General features: G+C 68.8%; 18 protein-coding genes and 1 pseudogene. 10 read left to right on the top strand and 9 right to left on the bottom strand.

From position 1 onward, the window contains the following. Positions 1–129: 129 nt before the first annotated feature. Together ACH438_RS01735 and ACH438_RS01740 are read left to right on the top strand one after the other, a co-directional pair. Positions 130–1,620, top strand: a complete 1,491-nt coding sequence (locus tag ACH438_RS01735; RefSeq protein ID WP_397000022.1) for a flavin-containing monooxygenase — start codon at positions 130–132, stop codon at positions 1,618–1,620. 7 nt (positions 1,621–1,627) lie between these two features. Further along, a complete protein-coding gene (locus tag ACH438_RS01740) occupies positions 1,628–2,569 on the top strand; it encodes an alpha/beta hydrolase (protein ID WP_397000024.1) in 942 nt (313 codons plus the stop codon). Here the strand turns inward: ACH438_RS01740 and ACH438_RS01745 are convergent. Beyond that, positions 2,547–3,215 carry a TetR/AcrR family transcriptional regulator gene (locus ACH438_RS01745; RefSeq protein ID WP_397000026.1) on the bottom strand — a complete coding sequence of 223 codons (669 nt, stop codon included), beginning with the start codon at positions 3,213–3,215 and terminating at the stop codon, positions 2,547–2,549. The two genes, ACH438_RS01740 and ACH438_RS01745, sit on opposite strands and share 23 nt — an antisense overlap. Before the next feature lie 86 nt (positions 3,216–3,301). Between ACH438_RS01745 and ACH438_RS01750 the strand changes: the two genes are divergently transcribed. Continuing rightward, entirely contained in the window at positions 3,302–4,426 is a 1,125-nt protein-coding gene (locus ACH438_RS01750; protein WP_397000028.1) for an FAD-dependent oxidoreductase, read from the top strand. A 19-nt stretch (positions 4,427–4,445) separates the two neighbouring features. On the opposite strand, the gene ACH438_RS01755 is transcribed toward ACH438_RS01750, so the two are convergent. From ACH438_RS01755 to ACH438_RS01770, 4 genes are all read right to left on the bottom strand, one after another. Beyond that, entirely contained in the window at positions 4,446–5,048 is a 603-nt protein-coding gene (locus ACH438_RS01755) for a TetR/AcrR family transcriptional regulator (protein ID WP_397000030.1), read from the bottom strand. A gap of 82 nt (positions 5,049–5,130) precedes the next feature. After that, complete coding sequence (locus tag ACH438_RS01760) at positions 5,131–5,700, bottom strand: TetR/AcrR family transcriptional regulator (protein WP_397000032.1); 570 nt, start codon at positions 5,698–5,700, stop codon at positions 5,131–5,133. A gap of 27 nt (positions 5,701–5,727) precedes the next feature. Continuing rightward, positions 5,728–6,963, bottom strand: a complete 1,236-nt coding sequence (locus ACH438_RS01765) for a cytochrome P450 (RefSeq protein ID WP_397000034.1) — start codon at positions 6,961–6,963, stop codon at positions 5,728–5,730. Positions 6,964–7,012: 49 nt separating this feature from the next. After that, a complete protein-coding gene (locus ACH438_RS01770; RefSeq protein WP_397000036.1) occupies positions 7,013–7,495 on the bottom strand; it encodes a MarR family winged helix-turn-helix transcriptional regulator in 483 nt (160 codons plus the stop codon). Positions 7,496–7,598: 103 nt separating this feature from the next. Between ACH438_RS01770 and ACH438_RS01775 the strand changes: the two genes are divergently transcribed. Then, a complete protein-coding gene (locus ACH438_RS01775) occupies positions 7,599–8,237 on the top strand; it encodes a DUF4386 domain-containing protein (RefSeq protein ID WP_397000038.1) in 639 nt (212 codons plus the stop codon). Positions 8,238–8,288: 51 nt separating this feature from the next. Next, positions 8,289–9,053, top strand: coding sequence for an SDR family NAD(P)-dependent oxidoreductase (locus tag ACH438_RS01780; RefSeq protein WP_397000040.1), 765 nt, complete (start codon positions 8,289–8,291; stop codon positions 9,051–9,053). Positions 9,054–9,107: 54 nt separating this feature from the next. Here ACH438_RS01780 and ACH438_RS01785 read toward each other — a convergent pair whose 3' ends face one another. Next, on the bottom strand, positions 9,108–11,807 hold the full coding sequence (locus ACH438_RS01785) for an alkaline phosphatase family protein (RefSeq protein ID WP_397000043.1): 2,700 nt from the start codon (positions 11,805–11,807) through the stop codon (positions 9,108–9,110). A 229-nt stretch (positions 11,808–12,036) separates the two neighbouring features. On the opposite strand from ACH438_RS01785, the gene ACH438_RS01790 reads away from it, so the two are divergent. Next, entirely contained in the window at positions 12,037–14,265 is a 2,229-nt protein-coding gene (locus ACH438_RS01790; RefSeq protein ID WP_397000045.1) for a molybdopterin-dependent oxidoreductase, read from the top strand. 102 nt (positions 14,266–14,367) lie between these two features. On the opposite strand, the gene ACH438_RS01795 is transcribed toward ACH438_RS01790, so the two are convergent. The 3 genes and pseudogenes from ACH438_RS01795 to ACH438_RS01805 form a co-directional block, all read right to left on the bottom strand. Continuing rightward, positions 14,368–16,317: an ArnT family glycosyltransferase gene (locus ACH438_RS01795; protein ID WP_397000047.1), complete on the bottom strand. Its 1,950-nt coding sequence runs from the start codon at positions 16,315–16,317 to the stop codon at positions 14,368–14,370. A gap of 131 nt (positions 16,318–16,448) precedes the next feature. Beyond that, positions 16,449–16,865 (bottom strand): annotated as a pseudogene (locus ACH438_RS01800) (hypothetical protein); the annotation flags it as partial. Positions 16,866–16,925: 60 nt separating this feature from the next. After that, entirely contained in the window at positions 16,926–17,492 is a 567-nt protein-coding gene (locus ACH438_RS01805; RefSeq protein WP_397000049.1) for a TetR/AcrR family transcriptional regulator, read from the bottom strand. A gap of 77 nt (positions 17,493–17,569) precedes the next feature. Between ACH438_RS01805 and ACH438_RS01810 the strand changes: the two genes are divergently transcribed. The 4 genes from ACH438_RS01810 to ACH438_RS01825 are packed head-to-tail and all read left to right on the top strand — an operon-like array spanning position 17,570 to position 21,086. Next, entirely contained in the window at positions 17,570–18,166 is a 597-nt protein-coding gene (locus tag ACH438_RS01810) for a class I SAM-dependent methyltransferase (RefSeq protein ID WP_397000051.1), read from the top strand. Positions 18,167–18,171: 5 nt separating this feature from the next. Continuing rightward, on the top strand, positions 18,172–18,540 hold the full coding sequence (locus ACH438_RS01815) for a DUF2218 domain-containing protein (protein WP_397000053.1): 369 nt from the start codon (positions 18,172–18,174) through the stop codon (positions 18,538–18,540). 45 nt (positions 18,541–18,585) lie between these two features. Next, the gene (locus ACH438_RS01820) at positions 18,586–19,728 is read left to right on the top strand and encodes an LLM class flavin-dependent oxidoreductase (RefSeq protein ID WP_397000055.1); all 1,143 of its coding nucleotides are present in this window, start codon (positions 18,586–18,588) and stop codon (positions 19,726–19,728) included. Next, positions 19,725–21,086: an NtaA/DmoA family FMN-dependent monooxygenase gene (locus ACH438_RS01825; protein WP_397000057.1), complete on the top strand. Its 1,362-nt coding sequence runs from the start codon at positions 19,725–19,727 to the stop codon at positions 21,084–21,086. The genes ACH438_RS01820 and ACH438_RS01825 overlap by 4 nt, the downstream gene beginning before the upstream one ends. The last annotated feature ends 84 nt before the right edge of the window (positions 21,087–21,170 follow it).

The following is a 21,170-nucleotide window of genomic DNA, read 5'->3' on the forward strand; positions in this document are numbered from 1 at the left end:
TCACGAGAAATTGTGATCTGTCGCACACCGTAGCATTCGCTATACACTACGTCTAGCGAGTGACGGAATGTCTATCGATGTTCCCGAAAGCTACCCCCAGAATGAGACTCGAGTCTAGGCTGGCGTCCCATGAGTGCTGCTCCACCGCACCGACCCAATGGACAACCGCGCATCGCCATCGTGGGCGCCGGAATCTCCGGCATCGCCACCGGCGTCGCACTGCAACGGGCGGGCTTCACCGAATTCACCATCTACGAGAAGGCCGGCGATTACGGCGGCACCTGGCGCGACAACACCTATCCCGGCCTGTTCTGCGATGTGCCCTCGCGCTACTACCAGTTCACCTTCGCGCTGAATCCCGAATGGTCCCAGCTGTATTCACCCGGCTCGGAAATCAAGGACTACCTGGCCGGGGTCGCGCGGCGGCACGGCCTGCACCATCGCACCCGCTTCCACGCCGAGATCGTCGCGGCCGAATTCGAGGACGACGGCTGGCGCATCACCACCGTCGACGGCGCTGTCGACCGCGTCGATTTCCTCATGTGCGCCACCGGTTTCCTGCATCATCCGAATCGGCCGGATATTCCGGGGCTGGACGAATTCGGCGGCACCGTCATGCATTCCGCGCGCTGGGATCACGGCGTGGACCTGACCGGGCAGCACGTCGGCGTGATCGGCACCGGCTCCACCGGCACCCAGCTGGTGTGTGCGCTCGCCGGGGAAGTGCCGGAGCTGGTGTTGTTCCAGCGCACTCCGCAGTGGATCCTGCCGACCGTCAACCGCGCCTATTCGCGCGTGTCCAAGAGCGTGTACCGGTGGCTGCCCGCGCTCGGGCATCTCCCCTACGCCATGAATCGTGCCTTCTTCGCGGCGTTTTCGCAGGGGCTGGTGCATCCCGGGCGGATCCGCAAGTTCATCCAGTGGGTGGTGGAACGCAATCTCGCCTCGGTCGAGGATCCGGAGCTGCGGCGCAAACTCACCCCGGATTATCAGGCCATGTGCAAGCGGCTGGTGGTGTCGGACCGGTTCTACACGGCGATCCAGCGGCCCGATGTCGAGCTGGTGACCAGCGGTATCGAACGCGTCGAGAAGGATGCCGTGATCACCGTGGACGGCGCCCGGCACGAGCTCGACATCCTGATATTGGCAACGGGTTTCGACGCGCACGCCTACATGCGGCCGATGGCGGTCACGGGGACGGGCGGCCGGACGCTCGACGAGGCGTGGGAGGACGGGCCGCGCGCCTTCGAGGGTTCCATGATGCCGGGCTTCCCGAATCTGTTCATGCTGGTCGGGCCGCATTCACCGGTCGCCAATCATCCGCTCACCGCGGTGGCGGAGGCGCAGTCCGCGCGCATCGTGGAGTGGTTGCGGCGCTGGCGCGCAGACGAATTCACCACCATCGAGCCGACCCGGGCCGCCGCCGACCGCTACAACGCCCGCATGCGCGCGGCCGCGCCCGACACCATCTGGAGCACGGGCTGCCGCAGCTGGTACCTGGGCAAGGACGGGCTGCCGGAATTGTGGCCGTGGAGTCCCCGCCGCTTCGAACAGATGGTCCGGAGTACACCCGAGCTGGTGGATTACCAATTGGGTCAGCGCGTAGCCAGCGAGAAGTGAGAATGTTGTGCTGATTTCCCTGTGGCGCTTCCTGTCCCGGCTGACCGGGACCTGGTGGTTCGCGCCCGCACCGGATTGGCCGCAGGTGCGGCGGCGCGCGGTGGCGACCATCCGCTTCTCCCGCGCACCGCACGGCGTGACCGTGGCGAACGCGAGCCTGGGCGGCGTTCCCGTCGAAACCCTCACGCCCCGCGGCGCGCCCGCGGATGCGGCCGTGCTGTACCTGCACGGCAGCGGATTCGTGATCGGTGCGCCGGAGATGGTGCGGCCGCTCACCGGCGCGCTGGCGGCGGCCATGCGGACCACGGTGTACGCGGTGGATTACCGGCTGGCGCCGGAACATCCGCATCCGGCGGCCGTCGACGACACGCTCGCGGCGTATCAGGCCCTGCTGGATCGCGGGATCCCGGCGGAACGCATTGCGGTGGCCGGGGATTCGGCGGGCGGCACGCTCGCCCTGGATCTCGCGCTGCTGCTGCGTGATCGAGGGCTGCCCGCCCCGGCGGTGCTCGCGCTGATCTGCCCGGTGCTGGATCTGTCCTCGGATTCCGAGGCGCTGCACTGTGATCCGAGCCGGGAGCCGCTGCTCACGCCGGAGCTCATGATGATGTTCATGGACGCCTATCTGCCCGGTCGATCCGAGGCGGAACGTCGCGCCCTGTCCCCGCTCTATCGGGATATCACCGGGTTGCCGCCCATCGTCCTGCACTCGGCGGGGGACGATCTGCTCGCCGGGGACGCTCGCCGGTTCGCGGCGCATGCGGCGAAATCCGGTGCCCCGCTGCGGCATCACGAGTATCGGGGGCTCTGGCATGTCTTCCACGCTCTCCCGATCCCGCAGGCCCGGGAGGCGGTCGCCGATCTCGCGCAGGCGTTGAACGACCGGGTCTACGGTCACCGCACGGGATATCGCGCCGTTCCTCGAGTCAGAGGGTTCCGATGCCGGTGAGGATGAGGTCGATGCCGGCGCGGAATTGCTGGCGGTCGTCGTGTTCGGCCAGTTGCGCGGCGACCCGATGCAGGAACGGGTATTTCGCGGGGCCGAGCCGTGTCCACTGTTCGGCGACGCCCGCGAGGAAGGCCGATCGGTCGGTCTCGCGGCCGAGGAGCCGGGCGCCCGCGGCGTACTGGCCCGCGAGGCCGAGGATGTAGTTCACCAGCGCGGAGGCCGCGTCGAACTGCGCCGGTTCGGGGACGCCGAGCGCCTGGAGTCGCCCGCCGAGGCTGTCGAAGATCTCCAGTACGGCGGGTTGCCAGGGCTCGCCGGAGAGTTGGGCGCCCACCCACGGGTGTGCGTCGATGGCGTCGAATACCGCGAGGGCGATGGCCCGGATCGCCTCGCGGGGTTCGGCCGTGCCGCCGACTCCGGCCAGGGCGCGGGCGATGACGTCCTCGGCGACCGTGGCGAGTAGGTCGTTCTTGTTATCGACGTGCCAGTAGATCGCGCCGGCGCCGGTCGCCAGGCGGGCGGCGAGGGCGCGGAAGGTGAGGGCGCTCTCGCCCTCGGTATCGAGGATCTCCATCGCGGTCTCGACGATCCGCTGCTTGGACAGCGCGTCCGAGCGTCGTTCGGTGCGCTGTGTCCTGTTCGCCATGAGGACCATCTTGACATGTCTGGAACGTTGTTCCAAGCTGTATTCATGGAACGACGTTCCAGAGATACTTCGAGAGGAGCAGGATCATGAAGTCACCCGTCACGATCGTCGGCGCGGGGCTCGGCGGACTAACCCTCGCCCGCGTCCTCCACATCCACGGCATCGCCGCCACCATCTACGAGGCCGAGCCCTCCGCCGCCGCCCGGACGCAGGGCGGGCAGCTCGACATCCACGAGTACAACGGCCAGCTCGCCCTCGCGGCGGCCGGGCTCACCGAAGAATTCCAGGCACTCATCCACGAGGGCGCCGAGGCGTCACGCATTGTCGACGAGCAGGGACAGATACTGCTCGACGATCAGACCGCGGACACCCACGGACGCCCCGAGGTACTACGCGGCGACCTCCGGCGCATCCTCATCGAATCCCTGCCGGAAGGGACGATTCAGTGGGGTAAGAAGCTCGCCGGCGTCGCATCCCTCGGAAACGGCCGCCACGAACTGACTTTCGCCGACGGCACGACCGTGCGGACCGAACTCCTGGTGGGCGCGGACGGCGCCTGGTCCAAGGTCCGCCCCCTGCTGTCGGCGGCGAAACCCGAATACGCCGACGCCACTTTCATCGAGACCTACCTCCACGACGCCGACGAGCAGCACCCCGCAACGGCCGCAATGGTCGGCGCCGGCGCCCTGTATTCCGGCGCCCCGGGCAAGGCGATCAGCGCCCACCGTGAGGCAGGCGGCATCCTGCACACCTACATCCAGCTGCGGCGTCCCCTCGAATGGATCACCGCCATCGACTTCACCGACTCCCCCGCCGCGAAGAACCGCGTCGCCGCCGAATTCGACGGCTGGGCACCGGAACTCACCGCCCTCATCACCGCCGGCGACACCCCGCTCACCCCGCGCCCGATCCACACCCTCCCGAACGACCACCGCTGGACCCGAGTCCCCGGCGTAACCCTCCTCGGCGACGCCGCCCACCTGATGCCCCCATCGGGCGAGGGCGCCAACCTGGCCATGTTCGACGGCTCCCAACTGGCCGAAGCCCTCGCGGCCCACCCCGACGACCTCGAAACAGCCCTCACCACCTACGAAGAGCCCATGTTCCGCCGCGCCGCAACCGAAGCCGTCGACGCCGCCGAACTCCTGACCATCCTCCTCGGCGACCGCGCCCCCTACTCCCTCGTCGACTTCTTCGCCGCCGCCGTGTAAATCCTTGCGCGCGACCGGTTCACGGGAGGAGGCGGCGGGCGGCGGCGGCGAGCATGGTGCGGATCTGGTCGGGGGTTTGGCCGAGCATGCACATGCTGGTGAAGGCGCCCAGGAGGATTTGGCCGAGGAGGTAGTCGATTTCGGCGCGGTCGGCGGCGGGGACGGCGGTGTCGAGGATTTCGTCGAAGCGGGACATCCAGAGGGCGTAGAGCTCTCGGCGTTCGCGGTCGGCGGTGGGGTCGCCGGAGATGATGGCGGAGACCACGGCCGAGCAGAGGGGGAGTTCGGTGGCGGCCTGGTCGAAGATGGCGTCCAGGAGGGCGCCGACGCGGTCGGCGGCGGTGCCGGATTCGAGGGCGATGGCGCGTTGGGCGGCGATGACGCCGCGCGCCCATTCAGCGCCCACCGCGGTCAGGAGCTGGTCCTTGCTGCCGAAGTAGCGGTACACCGTGGCGCGGGCGAGCTCGGCGCGATCGGCCACCGCGTGCATGGTCACCGCCGGGTATCCGCCCTGTGCGGCCAGGTCGCGGGCCGCGTCGAGCAACCGCTGCCGCCGCTCCCGCTGACTGTGCGAGAGCGGGTGCACGGTCGTGAAGGTGGCCGGCATGGGGCGGGATGACATGGCCTCATTCTGTCGCACCGGCCCGCCCGCAAGGGCACCCGTTCTCACCGTGGACGGCGGCACCGTATTGGCGTGAGGCGGGTCAGGCGAAGGCGCGGACGACGAGTGGGACCACGAATTCCTCCAGCATGGTCCGCTCCTCGTCCTCGTCGCGTCCGGGGGACGACAGCAGGGACACGATGATGCGGGTCAGCCACCGCGCCAGCCGGCCGCGTTCGGCCTCGGTGAGTTCGGTGGACGTGAACAGCGCTGCCGCAATGGATTCGATGACGTCGGAGTCCTGGCTGATGCGGCCGGCCGGTCCGGCCTCACCGGCGCGGAACCAGGCGATGAGCATGGGGTCGGCGCGCACCGCGCGCACTGCCCCGAGCATGGCCTCGACCACCCGCTCGCCCGGATCCGCGATATCGCCGACCGCGCCGAACAACTGTGTGGCGATGCGCCGGGTTTCGCGGTGCACGAAGGCCACCCGCACCGCCTGCCGGTTCTCGAAGTAGCGGTAGAGGGTGGCGCGGGAGCAGCCGGCCGCCTTGGCGATATCGGCCATGCCGACGGCGGTCACGCCGTGTTCGGCGAAGAGCCGGGCCGCCGCGTCGAGTATGCGTTCGGCGGCGAGGTCGGCGCGATCGTCGGCCAGCCAGTCCCGGCTCATGGCTGCTCCCTTCGGTTTCGGGCGAGCCTAGGCCACGGCCCGGAACGGGACGGAGACGGGCCAGCGCACGTAGTTGCCGTGGGTCCAGGTGACGGCGTCGAGGTCGACGGTGAAGTCGGGGCAGCGGGCGAGGAGTTCCTCGAGCGCGACCCGGGCCTGCATGCGGGCGGCGGCCGCGCCCAGGCAGTGGTGGTGGCCGTGGCTGAAGGTCATGATGCGCTTGGGGTTGCGGCGCACGTCGAGTTCGGCTGCGGTGGGCCCGAATTCGCGCTCGTCCCGGTTCGCGGATCCGTAGCACAGCAGGACGCGGCGGCCTGCCGGAATGGTGACGCCGTGCAGTTCGACATCGCGGGTGGCGGTGCGGGCCAGGCCTTGCACGGGTGAGGTCATGCGCAGGAATTCCTCGACCGCGTCCGGGATGAGCTGCGGGTTCTCGATGAGGATGCGGCGCTGGTCCGGGCTGGTGGTGAGCAGTTGTACGGCGCCGCCGAGGTTTCCGGTGGTGGTGTCGTTGCCGCCGGTGATCATGGTGAAGGCGAAGCCGAGGATGGCGACCAGGCCGTCGTTGTCGCCGTCCGCGCCGAGGCCGGAGGCCAGCAGGTGCGAGATGGTGTCGTCGCCGGGTTCGGCGCGGCGGCGGGCGATCAGTTCCGAGAAGTAGCCGACCAGTTCACCGACGGCGGTGAGCGCTTCCTGACCGCCGGATTGGATGCCGGCCCCGGCGACGGCGCCGCCCACGATGGCCTCGGTCCACTTGTCGAAGTGGCCCCGATCCTGTTCCGGCACACCGAGATAGTGCGCGACCACCATGGTGGGCAGCGGCTTGAACAGTTCGGCGACGATATCGCCCTGTCCGGCGGATCGCAGTCGTTCGATGCGTTCGACGACGAACTCACGTACGGCGGGTTCCACCGAATTCACCTGCCGGGGTGTGAATCCCGGGGCGACGCGGCGGCGGAATTCGGTGTGCTCGGGCGGGTCCATGAAGACGAAGGGCCGGTGCTGGCCGACGCCCGCGGCCTCCAGGCCGATGTAATCGACGGTCAGTCCGGAGGCGGAGGAGAAGGTCTCGGGGTCGCGGGCGGCGGCGTAGACGTCGGCGTGCCTGGTGAGCACATAGAAGTCGTCGGATTCCCGGCCTTCCGGGACGGCTCGGTGTACCGGGTCGTGGTCGCGCAGTGCGGAATACATGGGCCAGGGGTCGCGCCAGGTCTCGCCGGACCGTAGCTCGAATCGGACCGCATGAGACGCCATTGAACTCATGGTTCGAAGGTAAGACAAAAGCCTCTAAGTGTCTAGAACCTGTTTCAGGTCAGATTTTGCGATACCCCGGATGTATACCGGCCGTAAGCCCCTGATCTGCGGCAATGCGACCGAGCAGGGCCGAGAGCTGGTGATGCTCTTCCTCGGTCAGCGACCGGGTCAGGTGCGCTTCGTGCTCCTTGGCCACCGCGCCGACCTTCCCGAGCTGCTCGCGCCCCTGCTGCGTCAGGTACAGCGCGTGCAGGCGGCGATCCTCCGGATTGGGTTTGCGTTCGATCAGGCCACGCTGCTCCATCTCGTCGGCGAACTTCACGAAGCGGCTGGGCGGCATGCCGAGCTCATCGGCGAGCTCCCGCTGACTGCGACCGGGCTGCACGATCAGGATCCGCAGCAGTCCGGCCTGCGCGGGGTTCAGGCCGAGCGCGGCCATCCGTTCCCCGAAGCTCATGGCCGCATGGGCTCCGACCTGCGTCAACAGGAATCCGACCGCGTCCGGCATGCGATGGGGCCCGGCCCCCTGATTCGTATCCACGACGAAATCGTAGCATCGGATAAACGATAGACACTTGACAATCGTTTCAAGTTGTAATCATTATTTAGGCAGCACGGTTCACCGAAACCAAGGGATCACCGCCATGAGCACAGCCACCGTTCGCCCCGACACCGCCGCCCGGATGAACACCGCCGCCCTCTTCCCCACCGCCGCCTTCGCCGTCCTCACCATCGCCTACGTCGCGCTCAATGCCGCCACCCCGCATCCGGACGCCTCCGGCGCCGACGTGCTGGCCTACACCACCGCCCACCACGGATCCATCGATGCGGGCGCACTGCTCCTCCTGCTGGCGGGCGCGCCGCTCGCCATTGCGACGGCGCTGCTGCACCGGGTGCTGCAGGCGCCGCCGATCGCGGTCATCGGCGGAGCGCTGGCCTCGGCGGCACTCACGCTCAGCGCGCTGTTCGCCTGGACCGGCGCCCGGCTGCCCGCCACCGCCGCACCGGAATTGGCGCGCAGCATCGCCGATATGGGCTATATGACCGGCGGTCCCGCCTTCGCCGCCGGATTCGGGCTACTGGCCGTGGGCATTTCGATTCCGGTCCTCTTCGGCCGCAGCCTGCCGCGGTGGGTCGGCTGGTTCGGATCGGTCATCGCCGTCGCGGCCTTCGTCTCCGGGCTGGCGCTGGTCGCCACGCCGTTCTCGTTCCTGCTGCCGGTCGTCCGCTTCGGCGGCCTGATCTGGCTGATCGCCACCGCCATTGCCGCCGCGCGGCGCTGAATCTCCCTCGAATCTCAACCCGCACTTCACTTTTCGAAAGGCTTCACTCCCATGAGCAGCAACTACTCCGATCTGGCCGGCAAGGTCGCCGTCATCACCGGCGGATCCCGCGGCATCGGCGCGCAGACCGCACGCCTGCTGGCCGCCAACGGGACGAAGGTCTGCGTCGTCGGCCGCGACAAGGTCGCACTGGACGAGGTGGTCACCGGCATCACCGCCGCCGGCGGCACCGCGGTCGCCGCGGTCGCGGATGTCACCTCCGCCGCCGAGCTGGCCGCCGTGCGCGATCTGGTCGCGCGGGAGCTGGGACCGGTCGATGTGGTCGGGGCGTTCGCCGGTGGCCAGGGATATCCGATCCCCAGTGTGCAACTGCCCGAGGAGCGCTGGCGTCAGGTGCTCGACTCGGAGCTGACCTCCGTCTTCCTCACCGTGCAGACCTTCCTGCCCGGCCTGCTGGAGCGGGGCAGCGGCAGCATCATCACCATGTCGTCCACCGCGGGACGGCAACCCTCCCAGGCGAATCTGGCCTACGGCGCCGCCAAGGCCGGCGTGATCATGCTGACCCGGCAGCTGGCCGGAGAGCTCGGACCGCAGGGTATTCGCGTCAATGCCCTCGCACCGAGTTCGATCCTGACCGAGAAGGTGGCCGCGAACATGCCGGAGGCGGTGCAGCAGCAGGTCGCGGCCGCGCATCCGCTGCGCCGGCTGGGCCGGACCGACGATGTGGCCGAGGCCGCGCTGTTCCTGGCCTCGGACGCATCGTCGTACCTGACGGGCATCACCATCGACGTCGCGGGCGGGCGAGTCACCAACTGACCTCCGCGACAGACACATTCGCAGCTCCGGTCCGATGGACCGGAGCTGCTGTCGTCACAGCACCCGGAAGCGAATCGGATGCACCAGCGGCCTGCCCGCGTCATCCAGGTGATACAGCAGATACGAACCGGACGGCAGCTGTCCCGCCTCACCCGCTTCCTTGATCCCGACCGCGGATCCGACTGCGGCCGAATGCACTTCGGCCGCCGAACCCGCGCCGACCGCGTGCACCGTCGCCGATCGGCGAGGAGGACCCGCCATGGGCACGACGATCTGGTCGCGGCTCGCGCCCGCGGCGAGTGTCACCACCATCAGCGGCGCGCCGACCGGCACGGTGCCGCCCAGGTCTCCGGTGTCGGGGTAGAAGGCGAGACTGTGCCGCGGGACCGGTTGCGCCAGTGCGTAACTCACCACCAGATCGCGGCCGGGCTCGTAGCTGGCGCGGTCCAGCAGCAGCCGGTCGTAGGGTGCGGCATCGTCGGCGGTGCGGCCGGTGGCTCCAGTCTCCACGAAACCTCGTGCGCGCCGCAGGAATCCGGCGTCGGCGTCCACGGTGACGGTCAGGTCGTACCAGCCCGCGCCCTCGGTATCACGGTCGCAGGACATGTCCCGGCGCGCGGTCTGCCCGGCACCCACCGGAATGGTCCAGGGTCCGTCCTGCCGGTAGGCATTCGCGACGACCAGGAAGGTGACCGGCTTGGGGCTGCGATTCTCGAACTGCCACAGCAGTTTCCGCTTCGACCCGGCGGCGGGCTCGGCGATCACCTCGAGGGCGCCGCCCGTGGTGGCCAGGTCTCCGGCGAAGCGACGCTGGAAGCCGTCGGGGCCGTAGACGCTGTAGTCGTAGCGGCCGGAGGTGATCGGGAGATGCTGATCCACGCTGCCGCCACCGGGGATGTCGAGGCGGGTGGGCGTGTAATCGGCGGCGAAGGCATTGGGGTGGACCGCGCACTGCACCGCGCCGGTCCCGGTGTTGCGCACCGTGAGCGTGACGGCCTTGGCCCAGCTCGCGCGACAGCGGACGTCGAGCCGGTACGGCAATGGCACCCGCGGCTTGCTTCCGGACTGCTGCACCGGCAGTTTCTGCAGTGCCGGAATCGGTTGCGTCGCACCGATATCCGGCTGGGTGGCGGCCGGTGGCGTGGTCGGCAGAAGCAGGGTGCGCCGTGCCCCGAAGTCGAACAGTGACGACAGGTCGCCGCACATGGCGCGCCGCCACGGGCTGATATTCGGTTCGGCCACCCCGGTCACGCGTTCCAGGAACTTCAGCACCGAGGTGTGGTCGAAGAGTTCGGAGCTCACCGCCTGTTTGCTCCACGGCGAGACCACGATGGCCGGGGTGCGGGCGCCCAATCCGATGTTGTGGCCGTAGAAGTATTCGCCCTCCGCGCCGCGTGGCGGGGTGGGTGCGGGGAGGTGGTCGAAGTAGCCGTCGCTCTCGTCGTAATTGAGGATGAAGACGGTCTTGTTCCAGACATCCGGATGTTCGGCCAGCGCCTCGAGCACGCCGCGCACCAGCGCCTGACCGTTGCGCGGGCCCATGACCGGATGTTCGCAGTCGACGTACGGCGCCACGATCCAGGAGACCGTCGGCAGCGTCCCCGCCGCCACATCCGCGCGGAAGGAGTCGACCAGGGTGCCGGTGCGCGAGCGCAGCAGGCCGCGTTCCACCAGGGTGCGATCGGAGGGCGCCAGTTCGGCCATGCCGCGCTGTAGTTCTGCGGCATAGGCGTTTTCGAGGCTCGGGTCGCGTTGCAGGTCGCTGTAGTAGCGGAAGAAGTTCTCGAAGGCGTGGTTGCCACCGCCGTTGGTGTACTTCAGCGCGGTGCGAGCGGCGGTGCGGAAGGGCAGGAAGAAGTCGAGGGTGTTGTCGGTGTAGTTGTCCCATTCCTGGTAGACGCGCCAGCCGAGCCCGCGTTCCTGCAGGCGTTCGGCGTAGGTGGTCCAGGGCAGGCCGAAGATGACCTCGTTGAGGTAGCGCCCGCCGTCGGGCCCGAGCAGGGCGTCGTAGCGGAACAGGTCCCGGGAGCGGCCGACCATGCCGAGGGCCGCCTGCACCACGGGTTCCGGGACCACGCTGGTCACGCCGTGCACGAAATTCAGGACGGTGTCGATGATCTCGGAGGTCGGCAGGCTGCGGATCCAGGCCAGTTTGGCATCGGAGTCGAACAGTGAGGTCTGCAGGTTCTCGGCGAAGTTGTCCAGTGCCAAGGGGTTTCGGACGGTGCCGGTGAACAGGTACATGCGGTTGGGGTCGGTGGGCCCGTTGACCGAGCAGTGGTAGCCGTCGAGGAGGGTGAACGCCTCGGCCAGCTGGTAGTAGAACTCCAGGCTGCCGCGGTCGTAGCCGACCATGCAGCCCGCGGTCTTGGCCTCGATCCAGCCGTCGTGGCGGCCGGACGCGAAGGCGTCGTGGCCGGTGCCGGTGCCGTGATCGGTGCCGTCGATGTTCTCCAGCGCGGTCGTGTACGGCAGCACGTGGCCCGCGCCGTCCGGCTGATGGAAGACCGATCGGCCGCTGGACAGTTGCAGCGCATTGAGATCCGCGTACCCGCGTACGCCGGCCATGCCGCCGTAGTAATGGTCGAAGGCGCGGTTCTCCTGCATGAGGATGACGACGTGCTCGATATCTTCCCAGCCACCCGGCCGGGACGGTTCGGCCCACGCCTGCACCAGGCTCGGCGGCAGCATCGACATGGCGCCCGCCGCGCCACCCAGCATCGCGGCCTGCTTCAGAAAACGCCTCCGGTCCATGACTCCCCCGGCTTCGAGTCGTGAGCACAAGAACGGCTAATGCCAGGATCGCCGAAGAAACTTGCAGCTCATGACGCCGAGGGGATTCGACAATGAAGCCTCAGTTAATCATTGGCTCCGGGATTCGCGTGTCTGACATGTCCGATTAACTCCCGGTCACCACTGTTCATTTTCCCTCCCATATGAAACCAGGTGCACATGTATACCGATCGTGCTACCGTCTGGACGCATGGACGGAGCGAACGGCCCGGAGTGGCAGCCCACCGCGTGCATCCTCTGTGAGAACAACTGCGGCATCCGCATCCAGCTGGACGGCCGCCGATTCGCCAAGATCCGCGGCGACAAGGACCACGTCGCCTCGGCCGGCTACACCTGCAACAAGGCACTGCGGCTGGACCACTACCAGAACGGCGGCACCCGGCTCACCTCGCCACTGCGCCGGGAAGCCGACGGCTCCTTCACCGAAATCGGCTGGGACACCGCCATTTCCGAGATCGCCGCACGATTGCGCGCGGTGCGCGACGCGCACGGCGGAGAATCCATCTTCTTCTACGGCGGTGGCGGACAGGGCAATCACCTGGGCGGGGCCTACTCCGGCGCGCTCATGCGGGCCCTCGGCGGGCGCTACCGGTCCACCGCGCTCGCACAGGAGAAGACCGGGGAAGGCTGGGTGGACGCCCACCTCACCGGCGGCCACACCACCGGCGATTTCGAGCATGCCGAGGTCTCGGTGTTCATCGGCAAGAATCCCTATCAATCGCACGGGGTGCCGCGCGCCCGCACCGTGCTCAAACAGATCGCCACCGATCCGGCGCGGACCATGATCGTGCTGGATCCGGTGCGCACGGAAACCGCCGAACTGGCCGATATCCACCTCCAGGTACGGCCCGGCACCGACGCCTGGTGCCTGTCCGCGGTGCTCGGCGTGCTCGTGCAGGAGGACCTGGTCGACCACGAGTTCCTCGCCGCGCACACCACCGGCGCCGACCCGGTGCTGACCACGCTGCGGACGGTCGACGTGCCCGCCTACGCCGCGATCTGCGGAGTGGACGAGAACCTGCTGCGCCGCACCGCCCGCGTGATCGCCGGGGCGGCAAGCGTTTCCACCTATGAGGACCTCGGCGTGCAGCAGGGGCCCAACAGCACGCTCGTCTCCTACCTCAACAAACTGCTCTGGCTGCTCACCGGGAACTTCGCCGGACCCGGCGCCATGCAACCGCATTCGTGGATGGCGCCGCTGGCCAGTTACAGCCTGAAGGTCCGGCAGTCGCCGGTCACCGGGGCGGCGTTGCTGGGCGGCATGGTGCCGTGCAATGTGATCGCCGAGGAGATCCTCACCGACCATCCGAAACGCTTCCGGGCCATGGTGGTGGAATCCTCGAATCCCGCACACTCACTGGCGGATTCGGCCACCTTCCAGAAGGCCCTCGAAGCGCTGGACACCGTGGTGGTCATCGATGTGGCGTTCACCGAGACCGCACGGCTGGCCGACTATGTGCTGCCCGCGGCCAGCCAGTTCGAGAAGTGGGAGGCCACCTTCTTCAATCTGGAATTCCCGCGCAACACCTTCCATCTGCGCGCGCCCCTGCTGGATCCGCTACCGGGGACGCTGGCCGAACCGGAGATCTATGCGCGGCTGCTGCGCGAACTGCGCGTGGTGTCGCCGCTCGTGCTCACCGCGTTGAAAGCGGCGGCGCGACTCGGCCGCCGCGCCTATGCCCTGACCTTCGCGGCACTGGCGTTGCGGGACAAGAAGCTGATGGGGGTCGCGCCCTATCTGCTGTACGAAACCCTCGGTCCCACACTGCCGCACGGGGCGCGAGCGGCGGCCGTGCTGTGGGCACTCACGCAGCGGGTGGGCCGGGAGTATCCGGCCGCCATGCGGCGGGCCGGGCATCGCGATGCCGATGCGCTCTTCGATGCGATTCTCGAATCCCGCTCCGGCGTGGTGTTCACGGCCGACGACTACGCGGACGCGTGGAATTACGTCTCGCATGCCGACGGCCGGATTCCCGTCGCGATCCCGGAATTGCTGGAGGCCATCGACGCGCTGCCGGAGACGCCCGCGGTGCATACCGATGCGGAGTTCCCGTTCGTGCTGGCGGCGGGCGAACGCCGATCCTTCAGTGCCAATGCCATTTTCCGCGATCCGAGCTGGCGTACCCGGGATGCGGGCGGTGCGCTGCGCGTCAATCCCGCGGATGCCGAGCGGCTCGGGCTGACCACGGGTGGCGCCGCGCGCATCGTGACCGCCACCGGCACGGCCGAAGCGGTGGTGGAGATCAGCGATCGCATGCAGCCGGGCCATGTCTCGCTGCCCAATGGGTTCGGGCTGGACGAGGCGGCGGGGCGCGTCGGGGTGGCGCCCAACGATCTCACCGATCGCGGGTGGCGGGACCCCATCGCGGGGACGCCGTGGCACAAGCACGTACCCGCCCGCATCGAACTCGCAGGCTGAACGCTGATCCGCGAGAGCCGAGCGCCCTGATCCCGGCTGCCCGATCCGCGAAACAGCGATGGCCGCCCCGAATTCGGGGCGGCCATCGTGTGTGAGCGGATACTACGGGTTCAGGTTGTAGACGTCGATGCTGCCGATCTTGGTGGAGGTGAAGTTGGCCTTCACCCACGCCGTGATTTTCGCCGCGTCGTTTTTCTCGTCACGGCCCATGTGCCAGCCACCGTTGTCGTCCCGGTTGTGGACCAGGAAGTAGCCGATCTCGTGGTTGGCCACGTACTGCTTGAACTGATCCAGGCTGAGTGACGGGTCCCGGCCACTGAAGCCGCCGACGGCGAGCAGCGCCTTGTCGGTGGTCAATTCGAGCGGGGTGACGTCCTGCGAACCGGTGGCCGCCGCGGCCCAGCGGTTGCCGGTCGCCGAGATCAGCGCCGCCAGCTGCGGGTCCGGAGCGCCGCCCCGGCCGAAGCCGCCCTCGTGATCGGGATTGGGCGGACCGGCGATCGGGCTGCCGCCGAGGTGCACCTGCGAGATCGTCTCCACCGTGTAGACGGCGGAGCCGAGCAGGCCGGAAACCAGTGCGAAGACACCGATTCCGAGCGCGAAGCGACGGAAGTTGTTCACCACCAGCAGGAGTACGGCCGCCACGATAGCGAGGCCGAGCAGCGTCCAGCGCAGCCACGGCAGCCAGTCGGGCGTCCGGTTCAGCAGCACGACCGTCCATACGCCGGTGCCGGCGACCATCAGGGCCAGGGTCACGCGGGCGGCCCAGTGCGCGCGGCGCTGCCACAGCTGGGTCGCGCCGACGGCGGCCAGCGCCGCCACCGCGGGACTCAGCTCCATCACGTAGTACGAGTGGAATCCGTGATCCATCGTGCTCAGCACGGCGGCCGTGCTCAACAGCCAGCCGCCCCACAGCAGGAACGCGGCCCGCACCCGATCGGTGCGCGGCGCGCGGCGGGTCAGCCACAGCCCGGCGATCAGCGCGATGAGCGCGGCGATCAGCAGCCACGAGAACTCGGTCGCGAGTTCACCTTTGAAGAGCCGGGTGGGACCCGGGTCGCTGCCGAAACCGCCCCAGCCGCCCTTGGGCCCGTGCTGCTGCGGATCGGGCACGGCGGTCGGATCGGGCACGGCCTTCGGCGCCGGATGCCCGCCACCGTTCTTGTTGCCCATGATGCGGCCCAGGCCGTTGTAGTCGACGGCCAGCTGCCACAGGCTGTTACTGGTCGAACCACCGATCCACGGCCGCGAGTTCGCGGGCCACAGCGCGACCAGCGCCACGAACCAGCCGGCGGAGAGCACGAGAGTGAGTCCGGCGGTGAGCAATCGGTAGACGCGCAGCAGCCAGCCGCCGGCGCCGGCCACCAGCACCACCAGGGCCAGGCCCGGCAGCACCAGGAACGCCTGCATCATCTTGGCCAGGAAGCCGAAGCCCATGAGCACGCCGGCCGCGGCCAGCCAGCCGGTGCTCGCGGACCAGTACCGCTCACTCGGCGAATCGACCGACCGCACAGTGCAATACGCGCCCGCCACGATGAACAGCACCATGAGCGCGTCCGGGTTGTTGAACCGGAACATCATGGCCGCCACCGGAGTCAGAGCCAGCGCGGTCGCCGCGATCAGACCGGCCGCGGGGCCCGCCCAGCGCTTGACCGCCAGGAACAGCAGGCCGACGGAGACCACGCCCATGATCGCCTGCGGCGCCATCATCGACCACGAGTTGAAGCCGAAGACGCGGCCCGACAAGGCCATCACCCACATGGACGCCGGCGGCTTGTCCACCGTGATGGCGTTCTGCGGGTCCATCGACGCGAACAGCAGCGCCTTCCAGCTCTTGGTACCCGACTGCACGGCCGCCGCGTAGAACGGATTGCCCCAGCCGACTCCACCCAGTCCCCACAGGTAGAGCACCGTCGTCGCACCCAGCAGCCCGATGATTCCGGGCCGCTCCCAGCGCGGCCGCCCCGGCGGGCCATCGAGCGCGACCGCTTGTGGCGGCTCGCCCGGTCCCGCCGGGACCGCCTCTTCCGCGACGCTGGTCATGGTGGCCATCCACAGCCCTTTCCTTAGTCCGCAGGATTACCCATTCAACCGGCGGAGCGTATGGGCCCGACCTGGCCCGCCACTCCACAGCGCCTGGGAGTCGGCTGTGAACCCGCAAGGGTGCTGTGGAAACCAGTTCTTCAGCGATCGCCCGCCGCCGGGCGGGTGAAGGCGGCCGTGCGCACCACTTCACCGTGCTCGAAATCGAGAAACAGCCGGTAGACGCCGGGACCGGGGACCACGGCATGGAAGGTGACCGCCGGGCCGGGCGCGGTGACGCCGTCGCCGGGCGCACCGGCCGGGTGGACGTGCACGTAAGCGAGATCACCCGCGCGCACGATCACCAGATGACCGTAAGCCGCGAGGTACGGCTGCAGATCCGTCACCGGCACACCGTCCTTGCGCACGGTGAAGGTCAGCATCTCCCCGTCGCCGGCGGCCAGGTCACCGTCGAGGGTCACCGCGTAGTCGTCGATCACGGCGGTCCGGCCGGGTTCCGGCAGGATCTGCGGGCCGTATTCGCCGGTCACGGTGAAATCCGCGCCGAGGGTGACGGCCCGCTCCTCTCGATCGTTCTTCGTTCCGACAGAGAAAAACTTAATACCCCCAGTGGGTATTTACACGAGGCTGGACACGACCACGTTCACCAGCCGCGCCACCGCGGCCTCGTTCTCGAACTCGCCCGCGGCGTCCAGGGCGTGCAAGGAGTATTCGGCGAGCTCCGCGACCGGCACATCGGCCCGTAGTTCACCCGCCCGGGCGCCCTCGTCGAGGAGTTCGCGGATCAGCGCGCGAAGTTGTGTGCGCGCGTTGGCGATCTGCTCGTCGGGGACCAGGAGGCGGGCCAGGGTCCGATGGTGACTCGCACTGCGCCAGGCGATGTGCGCGTAGGTCGCGAGCACCACCCGCAGCCGCTCCCCCGGCGTGCCCCCGCCCTCCCGCACCCGGACGAGTTCGGCGAGATGCGTATCCAGTTGCCGCACATGCCAAGTCCGCAGGATGGTGTCCACGTCGGAGAAGTACTTGTAGAGCGTCGCCCGCCCGATGCCGGCGCGCTCCGCGATCTGCGACATGGTGACGCCGCGCAGTCCGTGCTCCATGGCCAGCGCCGCGGCCGCATCCAGGATGGCATCGCGTACCTGCGCTCGATGCGCCTCGATCGTCTCGTTCCACAGCTTCGGCACACCCCGACTATACGCAGTGCCTGCACTGATTACATTCGGTCCTTGACCGTAGACACAGTGTCTCGAATAATTGAGCCATGGACGACAACACACGAGAGCACCACGAAGCCGACTACACGACCACCAAGCCGCCCTGGGACATCGACCGCCCGCAGACCGCCTTCGCCGACCTCGCGGCGGACGGGCTGATCACCGGACGCGTACTCGATGTCGGTTGCGGCACCGGCGAACACGCCCTGCTCGCGGCCGGTCTCGGGCTCGACGCGGTCGGCGTCGACCGCTCGCAGCGGGCAGTGGAACTGGCCGGGATCAAGGCCCGCGCCCGCGGCCGCACCGCGAAATTCCAACAGGGCGACGCACTGGAACTCACCGCACTCGGCGAAACCTTCGACACCGTCCTCGACTGCGGACTGTTCCACACCCTCGCCCCCGCGGACCGCCCCACCTACGCCGCCCAGCTCGCCGCCGTCCTGCACCCGGGTGGCCGCTACTTCATGCTCGGCTTCAGCGACCAGCAGCCCGGCGACTGGGGCCCGCACCGCCTGTCCCGCACGGACATCGAGCACACCTTCGCCACCGGCTGGCGCATCGACGCCCTGACCCCCGCCACCCTCGACGTCCTCCTCGACCCGCCCGTCATCCAGGCGTGGCTGCTCTCCGCCACCCGGATCTGAGCATCATGACCACCATGGAAGGGCGGGTGGCGATCGCCGACCCCGATCGCTACGTGCGCCAATTCTGCAAGCACGCAAACGCTTTGGCCGCGCGCGGCCACTACGGATTCCGCGGCCACGACGGCACCGAACACGCGGCCCTCGCCCTGCGCGTGGAGCAGACCGGCACGGCCGCGACCATCCATGTCGAACCGTACGGGCTGTTCACCCTGCACTCCGAGCCCGGCGTCCTCCTCGTGCGGATCGAGGGCTCCGACGCCGCGGGCCTGGAACGACTGCGACGACTGGTCGACGAAGACCTGAACCGTTTCGGCCACCGGCGACTCACCGCCGAGTGGCTCCCGGCCGGCACCGAAGGGTTCGGATCACGGTGACGGCAATCGTGGTGGCGGGGAGCGTGTTCGACGATCGTCGAACGTATGGCGATCGAGCACGAGTATCGGACTGGGCTGTTCGCGGTGGGCATCGAACTCGACGGGGAGGGCTGGCATCCTGCCGCATGGCGGCGCGCCGGGCATGAACCCGCGCGACTGCTCGAATCCCGCACGCTGAAGGAGCGGGTGGCCGCCGCCGAGAATGCGGGATTCACGTTCGCGACCTTCGACGATTCGCTGGCACCGCCCGCGCAGGGACCCGGGGGCAGGCTCGACGCCACTACCCGTGCGGCCTTCGTTGCGGCGACCACGAGCACGCTCGGCCTGGTGCCGGTGGTCGCGGCGACCTATGCCGAGCCGTTCCACATTTCCTCGCAACTGGCCACCCTCGACTACGCCTCGCGCGGGCGCGCGGGCTGGCTGGTCACCGACGAACCGCGGGCGGCGCGGGCGTGGGGGCGGGAGCCGCGGGTGCTGGAGCCCGAGATCCGGCGCGAGCGGACCGATTCGGTGGAAGTCGCACGGCGGCTGTGGGATTCGTGGGAGGACGACGCGGTCGTCCGTGATTACGCCACGGGTCGATTCCTGAACCGCGACAAGCTGCACTACGCGGACTTCATCGGTGAGACCTTCTCGGTCAAGGGGCCTGCCATCGTGCCGCGGCCGCCGCAGGGGCAGGTGGTCGTATTCGGTGATGTCACAACCGGTTCCGACCGGCTCGATGTCGCCGTGGTGACCGCGCCGACCGTGCCCGCCGCCCTGGACGCGGCACGCCGCGCCCGCGCGACCGGCGTGCCACGCGTGGTGATCGACCTCCGCGTCACGCTGGATACTCCCGCCGCGACCGCGGCCGAGCGCCTCGCCGGGGCTGCTGTCCCCACATCCGGCAGCGTGACGAACGGTGTGAGCACCGATGCATCCGGAGAGTCCGAATCGGAAGTGCGCCTGAGTTTTTCGGGTTCGGCAGCGGAACTCGTCGCCGTCCTCACGGAGCTGGCCACCGAGGCCGACGGTGTGCGCCTGCATCCTGCCGTCCTGGACGAGGACCTGCCCGTGCTGGCGCGTTTCGTGCTGCCCGCGCTGCTGCGTTCGGGTCTCGCGCATCGTCCCGTGCCGGGTTCGACCCTGCGCGCGAATCTCGGCCTGTCCCGGCCCGCCAACCGCTACGTGAAGGAAGCCACCCGATGACCGAGGTCCCCTTCCCCGACGCCACCGTGCATTTCGGGGTCTTCCTGCAGGGCGTCAATCACTCCACCATCTGGTCCGATCCGAGCAGCGGCTCGCAGATCGACTTCGAGACCTTCCGCCGCGTCGCCACCACGGCCGAACGCGGACTGTTCGACGCCTTCTTCCTCGGCGAGGGCCTGCGCCTGCGGGAGCAGGACGGGCAGTTGCTGGACACCGATATCGCGGGCCGGCCGGACGCCATCACGCAGCTGGCGGCATTGGGCGGGGTTACCGATCGGATCGGGCTGGTGGCCACGCAGAACACCACCTACAACGAGCCCGCGGATCTGGCGCGGCGGCTCGCCTCGCTGGATGTACTGTCCGGCGGGCGCGCGGGCTGGAACGCGGTCACCACCGACAATGCCTGGACGGGTGAGAATTTCCGGCGCGGCGGGTTCCTGGATCACGCGTTGCGCTACGAGCGGGCCGCCGAATTCCTGCGCGCGGCAAAGGAAATCTGGGATTCGTGGTCGGACAATGCCATTGCCCCTTCGCGGCAGAGCGGGTCCTGGGTCGAACCGGGCGCGGTCCGTACCGTCGAGCGGGACACCGAGCATCTCCGGGTCACCATCACGCCGACCGTGCCGCGCAGTCCGCAGGGGCGTCCGGTGATCTTCCAGGCCGGTGTGTCGCCGACCGGGCGGGATTTCGCCGCGGCGCATGCCGAGGTCATCTTCTCCCCCTTCGGAACTCACTTCGATCCGGCGCTGGATTTCGCGAACGATATTCGCGCACGTCTGGTCACCGCCGGGCGTCCGGCGGACGACATCCGCATCCTGCCGGGCACGCAGATCGTGCTCGCGGAGCAGGAGTCCGAGGTCGAGGAGAAGAAGCGCTGGGTGCTGGAGCAGCAGATCACCGGCGCGACGGCCTTGTCGCTGGCCGGACAGGTGTGGGGCAAGGATCTGTCGCATCTGGATCCGGACGGGCCGTTGCCGGCGGAAGATCCGGAGTCCTCGGTGATTTCGGGGACGCGCGGTGCGCAGCGGGACGGTCACGATCGGTCCGAGGTGGCGCGGCAGTGGCGGGCGCTGGCCGAGTCCAAGCAGCTGACGCTGCGGCAGGTGGCCATCGAGACCACGGCCCGTTTCGGTTTCGCGGGCACACCGGGTCAGGTGGCCGATGAGCTGACGCGGTGGGTGCGGCACGGGGCCAGCGACGGTTTCAATATCACGCCGTACCTGGTGCCGACCGGTCTCGACGAGATCGTGCAGTGGCTCGTCCCCGAACTCCAGGACCGCGGCTCGTATCGCACCGAATACGCGGGGAGAACACTGCGCGAACATCTGGGCCTGCGCCCGCCGCTCACCCGGCGCTGAGCCGGACCGCGCGTCCGCCGCTGGTGAAAAACTGCCGCCTATCCGGTGTCATACCGCGCGGTTTGTATCACCACCGCGTTCAAT

The organism is Nocardia sp. NPDC020380, from assembly GCF_044386975.1.
In the GTDB taxonomy this organism is placed as follows: domain Bacteria; phylum Actinomycetota; class Actinomycetes; order Mycobacteriales; family Mycobacteriaceae; genus Nocardia.